Source organism: Mesorhizobium sp. PUT5, assembly GCF_052216645.1.
In the GTDB taxonomy this organism is placed as follows: domain Bacteria; phylum Pseudomonadota; class Alphaproteobacteria; order Rhizobiales; family Rhizobiaceae; genus Mesorhizobium.
The window spans coordinates 1254568-1272596 of the sequence record NZ_JBQOSO010000003.1; the positions used below are offsets into that span (position 1 = coordinate 1254568).

18 protein-coding genes are annotated in these 18029 nt (G+C 67.8%); 12 read left to right on the forward strand and 6 right to left on the reverse strand.

The window, feature by feature from the left end:
- Positions 1 to 28 precede the first annotated feature (28 nt).
- From ACTDI4_RS07540 to ACTDI4_RS07590, 11 genes are all read left to right on the forward strand, one after another.
- Positions 29 to 565 carry a TRAP transporter small permease gene (locus ACTDI4_RS07540; RefSeq protein ID WP_442840559.1) on the forward strand — a complete coding sequence of 179 codons (537 nt, stop codon included), beginning with the start codon at positions 29 to 31 and terminating at the stop codon, positions 563 to 565.
- Between the two features lie 2 nt (positions 566 to 567).
- Positions 568 to 1842 (forward strand): TRAP transporter large permease, encoded by a 1275-nt coding sequence (locus tag ACTDI4_RS07545; protein ID WP_442840560.1) that lies wholly within the window; start codon positions 568 to 570, stop codon positions 1840 to 1842.
- A 2-nt stretch (positions 1843 to 1844) separates the two neighbouring features.
- Positions 1845 to 3371, forward strand: a complete 1527-nt coding sequence (locus tag ACTDI4_RS07550; protein ID WP_442840561.1) for an acyl CoA:acetate/3-ketoacid CoA transferase — start codon at positions 1845 to 1847, stop codon at positions 3369 to 3371.
- Complete coding sequence (locus ACTDI4_RS07555) at positions 3368 to 4132, forward strand: enoyl-CoA hydratase/isomerase family protein (RefSeq protein ID WP_442840562.1); 765 nt, start codon at positions 3368 to 3370, stop codon at positions 4130 to 4132. The genes ACTDI4_RS07550 and ACTDI4_RS07555 overlap by 4 nt, the downstream gene beginning before the upstream one ends.
- Complete coding sequence (locus ACTDI4_RS07560; RefSeq protein WP_442840563.1) at positions 4129 to 4983, forward strand: shikimate dehydrogenase family protein; 855 nt, start codon at positions 4129 to 4131, stop codon at positions 4981 to 4983. Before ACTDI4_RS07555 ends, ACTDI4_RS07560 begins: the two co-directional genes overlap by 4 nt.
- The gene (locus ACTDI4_RS07565) at positions 4980 to 5996 is read left to right on the forward strand and encodes a Gfo/Idh/MocA family protein (protein ID WP_442840564.1); all 1017 of its coding nucleotides are present in this window, start codon (positions 4980 to 4982) and stop codon (positions 5994 to 5996) included. The genes ACTDI4_RS07560 and ACTDI4_RS07565 overlap by 4 nt, the downstream gene beginning before the upstream one ends.
- A complete protein-coding gene (locus ACTDI4_RS07570) occupies positions 5993 to 7165 on the forward strand; it encodes a dihydrodipicolinate synthase family protein (protein WP_442840565.1) in 1173 nt (390 codons plus the stop codon). Before ACTDI4_RS07565 ends, ACTDI4_RS07570 begins: the two co-directional genes overlap by 4 nt.
- 7 nt (positions 7166 to 7172) lie before the next feature.
- On the forward strand, positions 7173 to 7994 hold the full coding sequence (locus ACTDI4_RS07575) for a sugar phosphate isomerase/epimerase family protein (protein WP_442843291.1): 822 nt from the start codon (positions 7173 to 7175) through the stop codon (positions 7992 to 7994).
- Positions 7995 to 8161: 167 nt separating this feature from the next.
- Entirely contained in the window at positions 8162 to 9046 is an 885-nt protein-coding gene (locus ACTDI4_RS07580; RefSeq protein ID WP_442843292.1) for a DMT family transporter, read from the forward strand.
- A gap of 71 nt (positions 9047 to 9117) precedes the next feature.
- The gene (locus ACTDI4_RS07585; RefSeq protein WP_442843293.1) at positions 9118 to 10140 is read left to right on the forward strand and encodes a LacI family DNA-binding transcriptional regulator; all 1023 of its coding nucleotides are present in this window, start codon (positions 9118 to 9120) and stop codon (positions 10138 to 10140) included.
- Positions 10141 to 10187: 47 nt separating this feature from the next.
- Positions 10188 to 11177 (forward strand): 2-hydroxyacid dehydrogenase, encoded by a 990-nt coding sequence (locus ACTDI4_RS07590; RefSeq protein WP_442840566.1) that lies wholly within the window; start codon positions 10188 to 10190, stop codon positions 11175 to 11177.
- Positions 11178 to 11184: 7 nt separating this feature from the next.
- Here ACTDI4_RS07590 and ACTDI4_RS07595 read toward each other — a convergent pair whose 3' ends face one another.
- The gene (locus ACTDI4_RS07595) at positions 11185 to 11958 is read right to left on the reverse strand and encodes a gamma-glutamyl-gamma-aminobutyrate hydrolase family protein (protein ID WP_442840567.1); all 774 of its coding nucleotides are present in this window, start codon (positions 11956 to 11958) and stop codon (positions 11185 to 11187) included.
- A 346-nt stretch (positions 11959 to 12304) separates the two neighbouring features.
- Between ACTDI4_RS07595 and ACTDI4_RS07600 the strand changes: the two genes are divergently transcribed.
- Positions 12305 to 13414: a TRAP transporter substrate-binding protein gene (locus ACTDI4_RS07600; protein WP_442840568.1), complete on the forward strand. Its 1110-nt coding sequence runs from the start codon at positions 12305 to 12307 to the stop codon at positions 13412 to 13414.
- 111 nt (positions 13415 to 13525) lie between these two features.
- On the opposite strand, the gene ACTDI4_RS07605 is transcribed toward ACTDI4_RS07600, so the two are convergent.
- The 5 genes from ACTDI4_RS07605 to ACTDI4_RS07625 form a co-directional block, all read right to left on the reverse strand.
- Entirely contained in the window at positions 13526 to 14269 is a 744-nt protein-coding gene (locus tag ACTDI4_RS07605; RefSeq protein ID WP_442840569.1) for a nucleotidyl transferase AbiEii/AbiGii toxin family protein, read from the reverse strand.
- 72 nt (positions 14270 to 14341) lie between these two features.
- Complete coding sequence (locus ACTDI4_RS07610; protein ID WP_442840570.1) at positions 14342 to 14560, reverse strand: hypothetical protein; 219 nt, start codon at positions 14558 to 14560, stop codon at positions 14342 to 14344.
- 69 nt (positions 14561 to 14629) lie between these two features.
- Complete coding sequence (locus ACTDI4_RS07615; protein WP_442840571.1) at positions 14630 to 16372, reverse strand: TRAP transporter large permease; 1743 nt, start codon at positions 16370 to 16372, stop codon at positions 14630 to 14632.
- Complete coding sequence (locus ACTDI4_RS07620; protein ID WP_442840572.1) at positions 16369 to 16953, reverse strand: TRAP transporter small permease subunit; 585 nt, start codon at positions 16951 to 16953, stop codon at positions 16369 to 16371. The genes ACTDI4_RS07615 and ACTDI4_RS07620 overlap by 4 nt, the downstream gene beginning before the upstream one ends.
- A gap of 170 nt (positions 16954 to 17123) precedes the next feature.
- Positions 17124 to 18029, reverse strand: coding sequence for a branched-chain amino acid ABC transporter permease (locus ACTDI4_RS07625; RefSeq protein WP_442840573.1), 906 nt, complete (start codon positions 18027 to 18029; stop codon positions 17124 to 17126).

Genomic DNA, 18029 nt, shown 5'->3' on the forward strand with positions numbered 1-18029 from the left:
CTTTCCAAACGACCAGCGAGATATCGTCATGCAGAAATTGTTGCTGAGCGCCGAGCGATGGCTCGTGCGGCTGGAGGGACTGCTCATCCTCCTGGCATTCGCGGGACTGATCGGGATCATGTTCCTTCAGGTCCTCTACCGCTTCGTGCTGTCCGATCCCTTGGCCTTCACGGAGGAAATCTCACGCATCTGCATGATCTGGCTGGTCTTCATCGGCGGGGCGAGGGCGCTCTACGAAGCGGAGCACTTCATCGTCGACTTCGTCGTCAACGCCATGCCGGCGGCGCTGGCCGGGATGGTCGGCTATCTCGTTGATGCCGTCACCATCGCCTTCATGGTCACGCTCGCCTGGGTGGGCTACCGGACCAGCATCTTCGGCGCCGGCCAGGTCATGCCGGCGCTCGGCATCTCGGTGGCGGTGCAGACGATCGCCATGCCGATCGGCTTCACCATGATGCTGATCCATGGCTTCGTCTTCCTCGTCAAGCGGCGCCACATCGGCCTGCCCGGCTTGGCTCCTGTGTCCGAGCGCGACGGCGTCGTCCACGAGCCGGTGGGGGTCTGACCATGCTTGCCATCGTCCTTCTCGGCATCTTCGTCCTGATCGCCCTGCGCGCTCCGATCTTCGTGGCGCTCGGGGCACCCGGGCTGGCCTATCTCTACGCCAAGGGAATTCCTTTCGGCCTGGCGCCGCAGCGCATCATCGGCACCGTCAACGACAGTATCCTGGCGGCCGTGCCGATGTTCCTGCTGGCCGGCCGGCTGATGAATTTCTGCGGCGCCACCGAGCGCATCTTCAACCTGGCGCAGGCGGTGGTCGGCCATATCCGCGGCGGCCTCGGCTATGTGGCGGTGCTGGCCAGCATGATCTTCTCCGCCATGTCGGGCTCGGCCGCGGCGGACGCCGTCGGCGTCGGCACAGTCACCGTCAAGGCCATGCGCGAGCGCGGCTACGACCCGGCGTTCGCCGCGGGCGTCACGCTCTCCGCCTCGACGCTGGCGCCGATCATCCCGCCGTCCATCATCATGATCATCTACGGCGCCACGGCCAACGTCTCGATCGGAAAGCTGTTCGTCGGCGGCATCGTTCCGGGTCTGATGATCGTGTGCTTCCTGATGGCCACCGTCGGCATCCTCAGCCATAAGCGGGGCTACCCGAAGGGCGAGAGTTTCTCCTTCAAGCGGCTCTGGCGGACGCTTTGGGACGCGGCCCTGGTGATCCTGACGCCGGTCTTCATCATCGGCAGCATCTTCTCCGGCATCTGCACCCCGACCGAGGCGGGCGTGATCGCGGTGATCTACGTCATGCTGCTCGGCTTCTTCTATGGAACGCTGACGGTGCCCGACCTGTCGCGCGAGATCATCGGCGCCGGCACGGCGGTGGGCGCGCTGCTCCTCATCGTCAGCATCTCCGGGCTGGACGGCTGGATATTCTCACGCGAGCAGCTTCCGGTGCTGCTGTCGGGGCAGGTCACCAGCCTGACCACGGATCCGACCCTCATCGTCATCCTGATCCTGCTGGTCGTGCTCGTGCTCGGCATGTTCATGGACGCTACGCCCATCATCCTCATGGTCGTGCCGGCGATCTCGCCGCTGATCAACGCAACGGGCATCGACCCCATCCATGTCGGCGTGCTGTTCTGCATCATGTGCGTGATCGGCCTGATCACGCCGCCGGTCGGGGTGGCGCTTTACGGGGTGTCCATGGTGTCGAAATTGCCGATCGAACGGGTGTTCTGGGCAAGCCTGCCGTTCTTCCTGGCCCTGATGATCTCCATCGGCGTGCTGGTGGCGTTCCCGCAGATCATCACCTTCTTGCCCTCCCTCATGTTCGGAAAATGACCGTGCAGGACAAAGTTCAGACACCGGAGGCGGTCGCGGCCGCCATCAGGGACGGTGCCGTCATCGCCGTCGCCTCCTCCGGCGGCGGCCTGCTGGAGCCGGACGACATCTTCGCCGCGATCGAGGCCCGCTTCCTCGCCACCGGCCACCCGCGCGACCTCACGCTGGTCCACGCGCTCGGCTTCGGCGACCGCGGACAGCGCGGAGCCAACCGCTTCGCCCACGAAGGCATGGTCAGGCGGGTCATCGGCGGGCACTGGACATGGTCCAGGCCGATGCAGGATCTGGCGCGCGACAACAAGATCGAGGCCTATTCGCTTCCCGGCGGCGTCATCTCGCTGCTGCTGCGTGAAAGCGGCGCCGGGCGTCCCGGCCTTATCACCAGGACGGGCTTGGACACCTTCGTTGATCCCCGCCGCCAAGGCGGCAAGGTGAATGCCGCCGCCCGCCAGGACATCGTCGAGCTGATCGAGGTCGGCGGCGAGACGTTCCTGCGCTACCTGCCGCTGAAGATCGACGTGGCGCTGCTCAAGGGCACCTATGCCGACACGCTCGGCAATCTTTCGCTGCGCGAGGAACCGGCCGACCTCGACACCTACGCCGCTGCGCTCGCGGCGCACAACAATGGCGGGCTGGTGGCCGCGCAGGTGCGCGCCTGCGTGCAGCCGGGCAGCCTCGCCTCGCGCGAGGTGGCGGTGCCCGGCATCTTCGTCGACAGGGTCGTGGTCAGCCCCGGCCAGGAACAGACCTACAGGGGCGGCTACGATCCGGCTCTGGCGGGCCTGCTTCGCACCACCGCGCTGCCGGCCTCGGACGAGGCGTCGGAAGGCGTCAAGCGGGTGCTGGCGCTGCGCGCGGCGGCTGAACTGCGCGAGGGCGCCACGGTCAATTTCGGCTTCGGCGCCTCGGCCGGCGTCGCGGCGATCATTTCCGAGCGCGGGGCACAGGCGAAATACTGGACGACCATCGAGCAGGGCATCCATGGCGGCGCCATGCTGATCGGCAACCTGTTCGGCATGGCGGTGAACCCGCACGCCATCATGGCCGCCACCCAGCAGTTCGATTTCTACCATGGCGGCGGTCTCGACATCGCCTTCCTGGGCATGGCCGAGTGCGACCGCCTCGGCAACGTCAATGTCAGCCATCTCGGCGGCGACTTCATCGGCCCCGGCGGTTTCATCGACATCACCCAGAACGCGCGCAAGGTGGTGTTCTGCGGCACGTTCGACACCAAGGGCGCGCGCCTGGCGATCGGCGAGGGCGGTATCCGGGTCGAGACACCCGGCCAGGTCCGCAAGCTCGTCCATGACGTCGGCGCGGTCACCTTCAGCGGCCCTCAGGCGCTGAAGCGGGGCCAGGAGGTCGTCTACGTCACCGAGCGGGCGGTCTTCCGTCTCGTCGCCGACGGCGTGGAACTGATCGAAGTCGCCGACGGCATCGATATCCGCCGCGACATTCTCGAGCGGATGGATTTCACCCCGGTCGTGCGCGACCCGGCCCGCATGAAAGCGGAGTATTTCGGCACATGAGCGAACATCTTGAAGTCAGGGATGAAGGACCGGTCCGGATTTTGACCATGACCGGCCGGCCGAAGCGGGGCAATCCGCTGTCACGGCAGCTTGCCCGCGATCTGGTCGGCGCGCTGCTGGAGGCCGAGCGCATGGCGGACATCCACGCCATCGTGGTGGCGGGAACGCCGACGCATTTCTCCGTCGGCGCCGATCTCGCCGAAGTGCATGGCATGACGGCGGCGCAAGCTGTTCTGGACGACTGGCTGGAGGAATTCGACCGTTTTGCCCATGCGCGCAAGCCCACCATCGCCGCCGTGCGCGGCTATGCCGTGGGCGGCGGCTTCGAGCTGGCGCTTTCCTGCGACATGATCGTGTGCGCCGAAGACGCGCATCTGGCCCTGCCGGAAACAGGCATCGGCGTGATCGCCGGGCAGGGCGGCACGCAAAGGCTGCTGCAGCTTGCGGGGCGGGCGCTGGCGGCCGATCTCATCCTGACCGGAAGGTCGCTTACGGGCGCGCAGGCCGGTACTTTCGGGATCGCCGCGCGCGTATGCGCAGCCGAAAGCGTCCTGGACGAGGCCATGGCCGTGGCGCGGGGCATTGCCGCGCGCAGCCCGGCGGCGATCCGCTTCGCCCGCGAGGTGCTGCGCGAGGCGGCCGATCACCCCATCCGCCAGTCGCTGCGGCTGGAGCGGCTGCTGGCCTCGCTCGTGCTCGACACCGAAGAATGCCGCACGCGCGTAGGCGCTTTCCTCGAACGCAAGGCAACTGCACGATGAACGACAAGGCACAGGCATTTCACGACATCCCCGATATTCCGGGCCTGCCGCTGCCGCTTTCGGGCGAGACCCGGCTGCATGTCATCGTCGGCGATCCGATCGCGCAGGCCGGCTCGCCGCGCCTGTTCAACCAGGCCTTCCGCCGACGCGGCGCCAATGCCGTGCTGGTGCCGTTGCACGTAACGCCCGAGCACCTGCCGCAGGCGCTGGCGGCGCTGCGCCATTTCGGCAATCTCGACGGCATCGTCGTCACCGTGCCGCACAAGATCTCCGTCATGGAGCTGATCGACGAGGTGCAGGACAGCGGTCGCCGCATCGGCGCCGTCAACGCCATCCGCAGGCTCCCGGACGGACGCCTCGTCGGCGACAATTTCGACGGCAAGGGCTGCATCCGGGGCCTGGCGCAGGCCGGCCACGGCGTGCGCGGCAAGAGCGTGCTGATCGTCGGCGGCGGTGGGGCGGGCAGGGCGGTCGCCCACGCCATGGCGGACGAGGGTCCCTCGCGCCTGCGCCTGTTCGACATCGATCCTCAAAGGCAGGCGGAACTGGTCGCCAGCCTGAGCAGGGCGCAGCCGGGCCTTGCCGTGGAAGCCGGCACCGCCGACCCGGAAGGCTTCGAGGTGGTGGTCAACTGCACGCCGCTCGGCATGCGGCCGTCCGACCCCTATCCGGTCGATCCCGCGCGCCTTTCGCCCTCGGCGCTGGTCGTCGACGTCATTCTGAAGCCTGTCGTCTCGCCGCTGCTGGAGGCCGCCGCGCAACGCGGCTGCGCGACCCAGCCGGGCATCCGCATGCTGGAGGGGCAGGTGGAGGCGATCTGCGATTTCTTCGGCGTGGGGACGCCCGCATGAGACGCAGGGGGATTGCCATCATCGGACTCGGGCTTGCGGTACGCCCGCATGCGCTCAGCCTCACGGACCTGTCCGCCTCGGCCGACGTGCTCTATGCGGTCAGCCAGTCGCAGGCGCGCTGCCAGGCTTTTGCGGCCGAATATCCGTTCCCGACCACCACCGACATCGACGCCGTGCTTGCCGACGCGCGCGTCGAGGCCGTCATCCTGTTGACGCCGCCGTCAACCCATCGCGATCTCGGCACACGCATCCTGGAAAGCGGCAGGCACCTGCTGGTCGAGAAGCCGGTGGGGCTGGTGACCGCCGATGCTGAGGCGCTGCAGGCGCTCGCCAAGGCGCGGCAGCGCAAGCTCGGCGTCGTCTTCCAGCACCGCTTCCGCCCGGCCTTCATGCGGCTGGCCGAGCTTGTCGCGGAGGGCGGGCTCGGGCCGCTTGCGGCCGGCCAATGCCTGGTGCCGTGGTGGCGCCCGCAAAGCTACTACGACGAGCCGGGCCGCGGCACGCTGGCGCGCGACGGCGGCGGCGTCCTGCTGACGCAGGCGATCCATACGCTCGATCTTCTGCGCGCCCTGGTCGGCAGCGTCGAAATCCATTCCTCGCTCGTGTCGACCACGGCGATGCACCGGATGGAGACCGAGGACCATGTCGCCGCGCTCGCCACTTTCGGCGCGCGGGCGCCGGGCATGATCCTGGCGACCACCGCCTGCTTCCCGGGCTTTTCTGAATCCATCGATCTGGTCTTCGCTCGCGGCACCGCCCGGCTGGAAGGCGGCATGCTGAGCCTCCATCGCCACGACGGCTCGACCGAGACGGTCGGTCAGGAGCAGGCCTTCGGCAGCGGCGCCGACCCCATGGCCTTCGCGCATGACGCGCATCGCGCCCTGATCGCCGATTTCCTGCAGGCGATCGACGAAGATCGTGCGCCCGTGGTCTGCGGCGAGGACATCGTCGCCACGCGCCGCCTGATCGACGCCATGCTCACCCGGACCATCTCGAAAGGGAAAGCGCCATGACTTCACAAGTCATCCTGCCGCGCGCCGACGGCGCCCTCGAAACCTACCGCCTGTCGCCGCCGAGGCGCTTCGGGCCGCCGGCTTCGGCCCCGCGCACGCGCATCGCCTATTCAGCCGCCCATGTGGCGGCCGACCCGCTGGCCGACGTCAACCCGTGGCTGGCATCGGCGCCCGACTGGGAAGCGACCATGGCGTTTCGCCGCCATCTGTGGAGCCTCGGCCTCGGCGTGGCCGAAGCCATGGACACCGCCCAGCGCGGCATGGGGCTGGACTGGCCCACCTCGCTGGAGCTGATCCGGCGCTCCGTCGCCGAGGCCAGGTCGTTCGGCCCCGGCGCGCTGATCGCCTCCGGCGCCGGCACCGACCAGCTCGCGCCGCGCCCCGACCTCACGCTCGACCAGGTGATCGCAGCCTATGAGGAGCAATGCGCCGCCGTCGAAGCCGCCGGGAGCCGCATCATCCTCATGGCCAGCCGGGCGCTTGCGGCCTGCGCGAAGGGGCCGCAGGACTATGCCCATGTCTGTGGCCGCATCCTGTCGGGCGTGCGCGAACCCGTCATCCTGCACTGGCTGGGCGAGATGTTCGATCCCGCGCTGGCCGGCTACTGGGGCCATGACGACCACTGGCGGGCCATGGATGTCTGCCTGGACATCATCGCCGCCCATGCCGACAAGGTCGACGGCATCAAGGTGTCGCTGCTGAGCGAGGACAAGGAGATCGCTATGCGCGCCCGTCTGCCCGCAGGCGTGCGCATGTATACGGGTGACGACTTCAACTATCCCGCCCTGATCGCCGGTGCCGACGGGCAGTTCTCGCATGCCCTGCTCGGCATTTTCGACGCCATCGCCCCGGCCGCCGCCGCCGCCCTCGATGCGCTGGCCGCCGGCGACATGGAAACCTATCGCGACATTCTCGCGCCGACCGTCCCGCTGTCGCGCCATATCTTCCGGGCGCCGACGCGCTTCTACAAGACCGGTATCGTGTTCCTGGCCTGGCTGAACGGCTTCCAGGCGCATTTCACCATGGTCGGCGGCCAGGAAAGCGCGCGCTCCACGCTGCATCTGGCCGAGCTGTTCCGCCTGGCCGACAGGGCGGGCCTCTTGTCTGATCCCGAACGGGCGGCCGAGCGCATGGCGCTGGTCATGCGCCAGCGCGGCGTCGGGGTGTGAGCCGATGATCGAGCCGGCGCGCCTGTCGCTCAATACCGCCACCGTGCGGCAGCGCTGGACGCTGCGGCAATGCATCGAAGGCTGTGCCCGTCACGGCATCGGCGGCATCGCGCCATGGCGCGACATGCTGGCTGCCTGCGGGGTCGAGGAGGCGGCGCGGCTGATCGTCGGACATGGCCTGACGGTGACCGGCCTCTGCCGCGGCGGCATGTTCCCGGCAGCGACGGCCGAGGGCCGCCGGCAGGCGATCGATGACAACAGGCGGGCCATCGACGAGGCAGCCGCCATCGGTGCGCAGTGCCTGGTGCTGGTGGTTGGCGGGCTGCCGGAAGGCTCGAAGGATATTGCCGGCGCCCGCGCCCAGGTGCGTGACGGCATCGCCGCCGTGCTGGACCATGCGCGCGCCGCGAAGGTGCCGCTGGCCATCGAACCGCTGCATCCCATGTATGCCGGAGACCGTTCCTGCGTGAACACGGTGGCGCAGGCGAATGCGCTCTGCGACGAACTGGGCGCGGGTGTCGGCATCGCGCTCGACGTCTATCATGTCTGGTGGGACCCCGACCTGCCGGCCGGCATCGCGCGCGCCGGGCGCGAGCGCCTGCTGGCTTTCCATGTCTGCGACTGGCTGGTGCCGACGCGCGACCTGCTGCTGGACCGCGGCATGATGGGCGACGGGGTCATCGACATTGCGGCGATCAGGGCGCAGGTGGAAGCGGCCGGCTATGACGGGCTGGTCGAGGTGGAGATCTTCTCGCGCGACCATTGGTGGCAGGAAGACCCCGACGGCGTGCTGCGCACGATGATCGACAGGGCCCGCACCTGCGTCTGACACGAACCGGGTTGTCCTGGCCGAATGAAAGTGGCGGCGCCGGGCCTTGCTTCCCGCCCGCTATTCCCGCAAATACCGGGCAGCATTCTTCCCACGGTCCGGTTTCAGGCGTGCAAGCTCCCCAAAGACAATATGACGTGGCGACCTCGCCGGCGGCGATCCTGTACATGGTCTTCGCCTACGTCTTCTTCACCTTCCTCGACACCGGCAGCAAATATCTGGTGCTGGCCTCCATCGCGCCCCTCTTCATCGCCTGGATGCGCTTCCTCGTCCATGTCGTGCTGGTGATGATCCTGTTCCGCGGCTGGCGGCATCTCGGCCGCTTCCGCACCGGCAACCTGTCCGCCCACGTGCTGCGCAGCGTCTTCCTGTTCGGCTCCACCATCTTCAACTTCATGGCGCTGCGCACGCTGCAACTGGCCGAAACCACCTCGATCTATTTCTTCGGGCCGATGGTCATCACCGCGCTCGCCGGCCCGCTGCTCGGCGAACGGGCCGGGCTGCGGCGCTGGCTGGCCATCCTGGTCGGCTTCGCCGGCGTGCTCGTCATCACCCGGCCGGGCGTCGGGGTGTTCGGCATCGGCCATGCCTATGCGCTGTGCGCGATGCTGTCCAATTCGCTCTATGTCATCATGACGCGGCGCATGTCGGCCACCGAGACGTCCGAAAGCCTCATCCTCTATTCGGGGCTGGCGCCGGTGGTCCTGCTGCTGCCCACGCTGCCCTTCACCGTCTCGCTGCCGCAGGACCCGTTCGTGTGGGCGGTGCTGCTTTCCCTCGGCCTGTTCGGCGGCGTCGGCCACTGGATGCTGATCCAGGCCTACCGGCTGGCCACCACCACGGCGCTGGCGCCCTATCCGTATCTCCAGATGGTGTGGATGATCGGCGCCGGCTGGCTGGTCTTCGGCCAGCTTCCCGACGGCTGGACCCTCGTCGGCGCCGCCATCATCGTCATGAGCGGTCTCTACATCGTCCACCGCGAGCACCGGCTGAGGGTGAGGAACCGCGCGGCGCTGGCCGCCGAGACCCGCGCGCTGGCGAAAAAGCTTTGACTCCGTCCGCAACGGTGGCATAAGCCGCTTTTAAACATTTTAAACAATTTAGGTCCGGGCGGAGGCGGGCTCTGGCACAGAAGATCAAGCTTTCCACCATCGCGGATGCGCTCGGCGTCTCCACCGCCACCGTCTCGCTGGCGCTGCGCGACAGTCCTCTGGTCGCCGGCTCGACGCGCGAGCGCATCAAGGAGCATGCGCGCGAGATCGGCTACATCTACAACCGCCGCGCCGCCTCGCTGCGCACCTCGCGCTCCGGCATCGTCGGCGTCGTCGTGCACGACATCATGAACCCGTTCTATGCCGAGATCCTGCGCTCCATCGAGCACGAGCTGGACCGCAGCCGGCAGACCTTCCTGCTCTCCAACCATTACGACCAGCTCGAAAAGCAGCGCACCTTCATCGACACGCTGCTGCAGCTCGGCGCCGACGGCGTCATCATGTCGCCGGCCATCGACACGCCGGCCTCCGACATATTGACCGCGCAGGAGAACGGCCTGCCCACGGTGCTGATCGCCCGCGACGTCGAGGAGGCGCATGTGCCCGTCTTCCGCGGCGACGACGCCTACGGCACCGCGCTCGCCACCAACCATCTGATCTCGCTCGGCCACCGGCGCATCGTCATGATCGGCGGCACCGACCAGACCTCCACCGGCCGCGACCGCTACCAGGGCTATGTCAACGCCATGGAGGCGGCGGGGCTGGAAGTGCGGCCCTCCTGGCGCATCGCCGGGCCGCGCACCAAGCAGGGTGGATTCGAGGCGGCCAGCCAGTTCCTGGCGCTGAAGGACAAGCCCACAGCCGCCTGCTGCTGGAACGACCTCGTCGCCATCGGCCTGATGAACGGCATCGCCCGCGCCGGGCTGGTTCCGGGCGTGGACGTCTCCGTCACCGGCTATGACGACCTGGAGGAGGCGGCCATCGCGACGCCTGCGCTCACCACCGTGTGGAACGGCCAGCGCGAGGTGGGCCGCCGCGCCGCCAGCGCCCTGCTGGACAAGCTCAACGGCCAGGCCGTGCGCCCTTCCCAGGAACTCATCAAGCCGGAACTGCATGTGCGCCAGTCCACGGGCCGGCCCGTGGAGCGACCCTGACGCGTCCGCCGATCCACAATTCCTTCACCGCCACAGAAGAACCTGCCATGACCCTCGATCTCCGCTCCATTTCCATTCTCGTGCCCGGCAAGCTGCACGAGCATGCCGTCTCGCGCATCGGCAAGACCTTCAACCTGGTCGCCATCGACCGGATCGACCCGGCCCTGGTGACGGCGGACCTGCGCGACACGGTGCGCGGCATCGCCGCCTCGCCGGCCATCGGCGGCTCGTTCGTCGGGCCCGATTTCCTGCGCGCGCTGCCGAACGCTGAGATCGTGGCCAATTTCGGCGTCGGCTATGACGGGGTGGATGCCGCCTATGCCGGCGCCCACGGCGTCATGGTCACCAACACGCCGGACGTGCTGACGGAGGAGGTGGCCGACACCACGCTGGCGCTTCTGCTGGCGACGCTGCGCGAATTGCCGCGCGCCGAGCGCTGGCTGCGCGACGGCAACTGGGTGCGCAAGGGCAACTATCCGCTGAGCCCGCTCACCCTGCGCGGCCGCAGCATCGGCATTTTCGGGCTCGGCCGCATCGGCTTCGCCGTGGCGCGGCGGCTGGAGGCCTTCGGGGTCTCGGTCTCCTATCACAACCGGCGCCGGGCGGAGGGCGTGGCCTATGCCTACCATCCCACGCTCAAGGGGCTGGCCGAGGCGGTCAACACGCTCATCTGCATCGCGCCGGGCGGGGCGGCGACGCTGAAGGCGATCAATGCCGAGATCCTTTCGGCGCTCGGCCCGGAGGGCGTGCTGGTCAATATCGGCCGCGGCTCGGCCGTGGACGAGGACGCGCTCGCCGCGGCGCTGGCGAACGGCACCATCGCCGCCGCCGGGCTGGACGTGTTCGCCGACGAGCCGAACGTGCCGCAGGCGCTGCTGGACGCCCCCAACACGGTGCTTCTGCCGCATATCGGCTCGGCTTCCGTGCACACGCGCCGCGCCATGGCGGACCTGTGCGTCGACAATCTGGTTTCGTGGTTCTCGCAGGGGCGGGCGCTGACGCCGGTGCCCGAGACCGTGCATGTGAAGGCGAAGTAGGGGAAGCCTACTCCGCCGCGGCCCTCGATGCCGCCTTCGCCGCCGCATGCTGGCGCACGGCGTCGCCGAAGGCCCTGAAGACCTTCTGCGAGGCGGAGTCCGACTTCACCCAGTATTCGGGATGCCACTGCACGCCGACGGCGAAGGCGCGCGCCCCCTTCACCGATACGGCCTCCACCGTGCCGTCCTCGGCCACGGCCTCGACCTGGAGCTTCGCTCCCAGCCGGTCCACCGCCTGCCGGTGCACGGAATTGACCATGATGTCGCCTGCGCCGAACACGCCGGCCAGGCAGCTTCCGGGCTTGATGGACACGTTCTGGCGGATGGCGAAGCGCTCGTTCTGGTCGTCGCTGACGGGGGCGCGGTGGTCGAGCGAGCCTTCGCGTTCCTGGATCTCGGTGGCGAGCGTCCCGCCCAGCGCCACGTTCATCTCCTGGATGCCGCGGCAGATGGCCAGAAGCGGCACGCCGCGCTCGATCGCCTTGCGGATCAGAGGCAGCGTGGTGGCGTCGCGGTCCTCGTCATAGGGGCCGTTGGCCTCGCCGGCCTCTCCGCCATAGAGGCCTGGATGCACGTTGGATTTCGAGCCGGTCAGCATCACGCCGTCGACGACGGACAGAAGGTGGTCGAGGTCCAGTCTCTCGCCGAAGGAGGGCACCAGCAGCGGCAGCACGCCGGCGCCCGAAATGGCGGCTTCCAGATATTGCCGGGGCGCCGCATGCCAGGTGTAGTTCTCGAATTGGCGGACATCGGTGGAGACGGCGACGAGCGGCTGATGCATTTCTGGTTTCCGGAGGCGATGCGGGGTCGTTGGCACACAACATAGTCGACAGGCGGCGGTTTTTCCATGCCGGGTTTCACGGCCGCGCCGGTGCTTCGGCCGCCTTGCCGGGGCGCTGCCGCAAGCCGCGTCAGACTATAGTCGCAGGGCTGCCGGGGAGGGCCGGTTCAGCCGGCCGGGCGCCCGCCGGAAATCGTCTCCGGCGCTGGACTCGATGCCTTCGGCGTGTATTGTCTTGCCTCGCGGCCGTGGGAAATCAAGACGTTCCACCGAGGGGGGATCGCTGCGGCCGGTCGTGCCTGTCGATTTGAAAATAGCCTGTCGATTTGAAAGAGGGAGGAATTTCGTGGATCGCCGTTCGTTCATGAAGAAGGCCGGTGCGACCGGCATGGGTGCCGCCGCGGCGGCGGCGACGCTGGCAGCGCCTGCCGTCGCGCAGAGCAATCCGAAGGTCACCTGGCGCATGGCGTCGTCCTTCCCCAAGTCGCTGGACACGATCTATGGCGGTGCGGAGGTGCTGTCGAAGATGCTGTCGGAGGCCACCGATGGCAATTTCCAGATCCAGGTCTTCGCCGCCGGCGAGATCGTGCCCGGCCTGCAGGCCGCCGACGCGGCGATCGCCGGCACCGTCGAGGCGTGCCACACGGTGGGCTATTACTACTGGGGCAAGGACCCGGTCTGGGCGCTGGGCTCCGACGTGCCCTTCGCGCTCAACGCGCGCGGCCGCAATGCCTGGCACTACCATGGCGGCGGCATCGACCTGTACAACGAGTTCATGGCCAAGCAGGGGCTGTTCGCGCTGCCCGGCGGCAACACCGGCACCCAGATGGGCGGCTGGTTCCGCAAGGAGATCAACACGCTCGACGACCTCAAGGGCCTGAAGTTCCGCATCGGCGGCTTCGCCGGCAAGGTCATCGAGCGGCTGGGCGTGGTGCCGCAGCAGCTTGCCGGCGGCGACATCTATCCGGCGCTGGAAAAAGGCACCATCGACGCCGCCGAATGGGTCGGCCCCTATGACGACGAGAAGCTCGGCTTCCACAAGGTCGCGCCCTATTACTACTATCCCGGCTGGTGGGAAGGCGGCCCGACCGTGCACTTCATGTTCAACCAGGCCAAGTACGAGGAACTGTCGCCAGCCTACAAGTCGTTGCTGCGCACGGCTGCCCAGGCGGCGGACGCCGACATGCTGCAGAAATACGACTATCTCAACCCGACGGCGGTGAAGTCGCTGGTGGCCAACGGCGCGCAACTGCGCCCGTTCAGCCAGGAGATCATGTCGGCCTGCTTCGACAAGGCCAACGAGGTGTATGGCGAGATGATGGCCTCCAACGCCGACTTCAAGAAGATCTGGGAATCGATCGTCGCCTTCCGCAAGGATCACTATTTGTGGACGCAGGTGGCGGAGTACAATTTCGACACCTTCATGATGATCCAGCAGCGCGCCGGCAAGCTGTAGAGGCGGGGGTCTCGCCCGCAAACGATGCGCAGGTCCCCTCCGGTTTCCGGGCGGAGGGGACCTGCACTCGGGCTCCGCGCCGACATCGGCCCTGTGGCCACCGGCGCCGCGTCAGTCCCGGATCCCGCCGGCGCCGGACTGGCCGTCGCCGATCAGCGCTTGCGGCCAGAGCCGGCGGCAATCGCGCCTGAGAGCCTCTATGGCGTCGGTCGCGACGGCGTGGTCCATCTGAAGGGCCTCGGCCGCATGCAGAAGCTCTTGCCGGTCCTGCAGCCTGTTCACGACCCAGACCGCCTTGCGCTCGATATCGGCTCCATAGGCCCCGATGGCCTTTTCCAGCGCGATCCCGGGGATGCCGCCATAGGCCTTCAGAAGCATGCCGAGGTCGATCGCATCGCGATAGGCCACGCTGCGATCCATGCAGCGGTCGGCATTGGCAAGGAGTTTCTCCGCGAACAGGTCGTGACGATGCAGCGTCGGCACCTTCAGCACGGGGTCCATCCGGCCGTCGACGTCGATCCTTGCCTCGCGCACGATCTCGACCTTGATGCGCAGCCCCCGATAGTCCAGGAACATCCTGACGCCATACTGGTCCATGCGCGGCTCGCGCAGGCCGACGGCGCTTTCAGGAAAAAGCGCCTTCGGTCCAGAGCGCACCACGGCATTCCTGAGGTCCCTGTATCCGTCGGGGCTGGAGCAGAGGAAATCGACATCCAGCGACCGGCGATATTCTCCCGTCAGGAGCACGATCGCGGTTCCGCCGCCGAACCAGCATCTGCTGTCCAGCAGGAGTCGATGGTCCATGCGTCCGAGCAGGTCTGCGATGATCTGGTGTTCGGCACGGAGGAATGTCATCGGCATTGCCCTGCTGCAGGAAGGGGCGGGCGGCAACGGGATGCGCCGGCCGCTGCCGACGCGAAGGAAGTGTCAGATCAGGCCGAAGCCGCGACCGTACTTTTTCCCGAGTTCCCTGATGAGGCCGGCCTCCCGATCGGTCAAGTGCTCGCGGTCGACAAGCCGCCAATTCCTTTCGTAAAGGGCAAAGGCTTCGTCGGCGGTCACGGGGCGCTGCGGGTCGCGGTTCCAGACGAGCTTGCTCAGCTCGGGGAACCGGGCAGGTATTATCGCTGCGCGAATGTCCGTCATCGTGGCATCCATATAGGCCCGAACGGCAAAGGGTTCAAACGGGGCGAGCCTTGCGGCGGGGGATCGACCTCAGTTGAAGCTCGGCGGCTGCGACAGGTCCGGCATGGCTGGCTGTATGGGCGCGGGCTGGGTCCCGCCCGGCGCCGGCGCAGGCGGGCCGCCCAGCGGCGGCAGCCCGAGACCACCCCCGCCGAGGCCCGGCAGTTCCGGCACCCTGATCTCGATCGTGCCCGGGTCCACCACCTTGCCCTTGTAGTGCATGACCATGGCCGGGAAGGTGATGGTGAGCGCGATCATCAGGATCTGGATGGCCACGAAGGGCACCGCGCCCCAGTAGATCTGCCCGGTCGTCACCGGCGCGATCTTTCCGCCGGTGATCTTGTCGATATAGGGCACGCGCGCGGCCACCGAGCGAAGGTAGAACAGCGCGAAGCCGAAGGGCGGGTGCATGAAGGAGGTCTGCATGTTGACGCCCAGCAGCACGCCGAACCAGATCAGGTCGATGCCGAGCTTGTCGGCGGCCGGCGCCAGCAGCGGCACTATGATGAAGGCCAGTTCGAAGAAGTCGAGGAAGAAGGCCAGGAAGAACACCAGCACGTTGACGACGATGAGGAAGCCGACCTCGCCGCCCGGCAGCGAGGTCAGCAGGTGTTCCACCCACAGATGGCCGTTGACGCCGTAGAAGGTGAGCGAGAACACGCGCGAGCCGATCAGGATGAACAGCACGAAGGACGACAGCCGCGTGGTGGAGGCGAGCGCCTGCCTGACCAGATCGAGCGACAGCCGGCGCTTGGCCGCGGCCATGACGAGCGCGCCCACCGCGCCCATGGCGCCGCCTTCCGTCGGCGTGGCGATGCCGAGGAAGATGGTTCCCAGCACCAGGAACACCAGCGCCAGCGGCGGGATCAGCACGATCACCACCTGCTGCGCCAGCCGCGACATCAGGTTGACGTTGAGGCCCTTGTCGGCGATGGCCACGGCATAGATGGCGATGACGCCGACCATGGCGCCCAATATGTCGGCATTGGTGCCATGGGCCGGCTCCAGGTAGCGGTAGGCGGCATAGCCGACCACTGCGGCGAACAGCAGCGCCGCGATCAGCGACAGCACGCCGTGGCCCAGCGTGCGCGCCTCCGGCGGCAGCGCCGGCATGGATTTCGGCCGCACGATGGACATCAGCAATATGTAGCCCATGTAGAGGCCGGTCAGCACGAGGCCGGGGATCAGCGCGCCCTTGTACATGTCGCCGACCGAGCGGCCGAGCTGGTCGGCCAGCACGATCAGCACCAGCGAGGGCGGGATGATCTGTGCCAGCGTGCCCGAGGCGGTGATGACGCCCGAGGCCAGCCGCCGGTCGTAGCCGTAGCGCAGCATGATCGGCAGCGAGATCAGCCCCATGGCGATGACCGAGGCGGCCACCACGCCGGTCGTGGCGGCCAGCAGCGCGCCCACCAGGATGACCGCATAGGCAAGGCCGCCACGGATCGGCCCGAAGAGCTGGCCGATCGTGTCGAGCAGGTCCTCGGCCATGCCGGAGCGCTCCAGCACGATGCCCATGAAGGTGAAGAAGGGGATGGCCAGCAAGGTCTCGTTGGCCATGACGCCGCCGTAGAAGCGGTCGGGAAGCGCATAGAGCAGCGGCCAGGACAGGTTGATCGTGCCGTTCGACAGCGGCGCCAGTTCCACGCCGATGAAGAAGAACAGCAGGCCGTTGGCGGCAAGCGAGAAGGCGACGGGATAGCCGATCAGCAGGAAAACGATCAGCGAGACGAACATGATCGGCGCCATGTTCTGGGCGATGAGTTCGATCATGGGCTGCCCTCGCCGGCAAGCGTCTTGGCCTCGATCTCGGCCTGTTCGTGCGAGGACACGAACGGGTTGGGGTCGTCCATATGGCCGCGCATGACGGCGATCTTCTTGATGATCTCGGAAATGCCCTGCAGCGCCAGCAGGAAGAAGCCGGCCAGCAGCATGGCCTTTGCCGGCCAGATGATAAGCCCGCCGGCATTGGTCAACATCTCGCCGCTGCGCACCGAGCGGGTGACGTAGGGCACCAGATAGTAGACCATCAGCAGGCAGAACGGCATCAGGAAGAAGATGTGGCCGATGAGGTCGATCCAGTGCTGCACCCGGCGCGGCCACATGCCGTAGACGATGTCGATGCGGATGTGCTCGTTCTGCTTGAGCGTATAGGCGGCGGCCAGCAGGAAGGCGGCGCTGAACAGATACCATTGCAGTTCCAGCCAGGCGTTCGACGAGATGTTGAACGCCTTGCGCACGACCGCGTTGGTGGAGCTGACCAGGATCGACACTAGGATCAGCCACGACACCCATTTGCCGACGAATTCGTTGAGGCGGTCGATTGCCCGGGACAGAGCGAGCGGCCCTTCCATGCATGTCCTCCCTGAATGCGGCAGCGCCCGTTCCCCCGAATCTTTTTGCGCCGCCTCTGGACCAAACCTATGCAGCGGCTGGCTCACGGGTCAACAGGATTGGCGGGGAGGGGGCACAGGCGCCGCAGCGTCATGCGACGAAAGTCTGGCAAGTCCTTGCACCGGCATGCTCACACGGGCGTGCGGGCGTCGCGGCCGGCCCCGGCCAGCACCAGCATCGCCGCCAGCAGGGCCAGCATCCAGGCGTCGCGCCATTCGATGGCGAAATAGCCGGCCCACAGCGCCTCGCCCATGCCGAAGGCGAAGCCGCCCCAAGCCGCGCGCGCCGGCGACAGGTAGCCGCCGACGGCGGTGACGAACAGGATCTTCAGGCCATAGACCAGCCCGGCGCCGAAGCCGATATTGCCGTAATAGAGCGCGGCCAGCACGCCGGCCAGCGCGGCGGCCAGCGCCCCGCCCAGCACGGCGCCGCCGCAGACGGCGCCCACATCCACGCCGCACATGGCCGCGGCGCCGGGATCGTCGCAGACGGCGCGCCAGTTGCGGCCGAAGCGCGAGCGGGCCAGCGCCAGCGCGCCGAGCGCGATCGCCGCCAGCACGACGGCGCAGTCGAGAAGCTGGATCAGGGTCAGCGTGGCGCGGAAGCCGCCGCCTTGCGCGAACGTCACCGGCCGCGCCAGCATCGGCGGCAGCCACAAATCGTGCGTGTCGGCGGCGATGCGGCCCGTTTCCGTCAGCACGATAAGCACGCCCAGCGTGGCCACCGCGATGGCGTTGGGCGAGCGCAGCGCCAGCGGCGCGAACACGAAGCGTGAAAGGATGCGGGCGGCCAGCACCGCATAGGCGAAGGCGGCGGCGATGCCCAGCGCCACCGCCGCCGGCAGCGTCAGCCACAGCGCCTGATAGCCGAACACGGCCGCCAGGATCAGGGTCTGGCCGCTGAAGGCGAAGATGGCGCCATGCGCCAGGTTGGTGCGGTGCAGCACGCCGTTGGTCAGCGCATAGCCGAAGGCCAGCAGCGCGTAGAGCGCGCCCGAATGCAGCCCGTTCAGCGCCTGTTGCAGGAAATAGAGCAT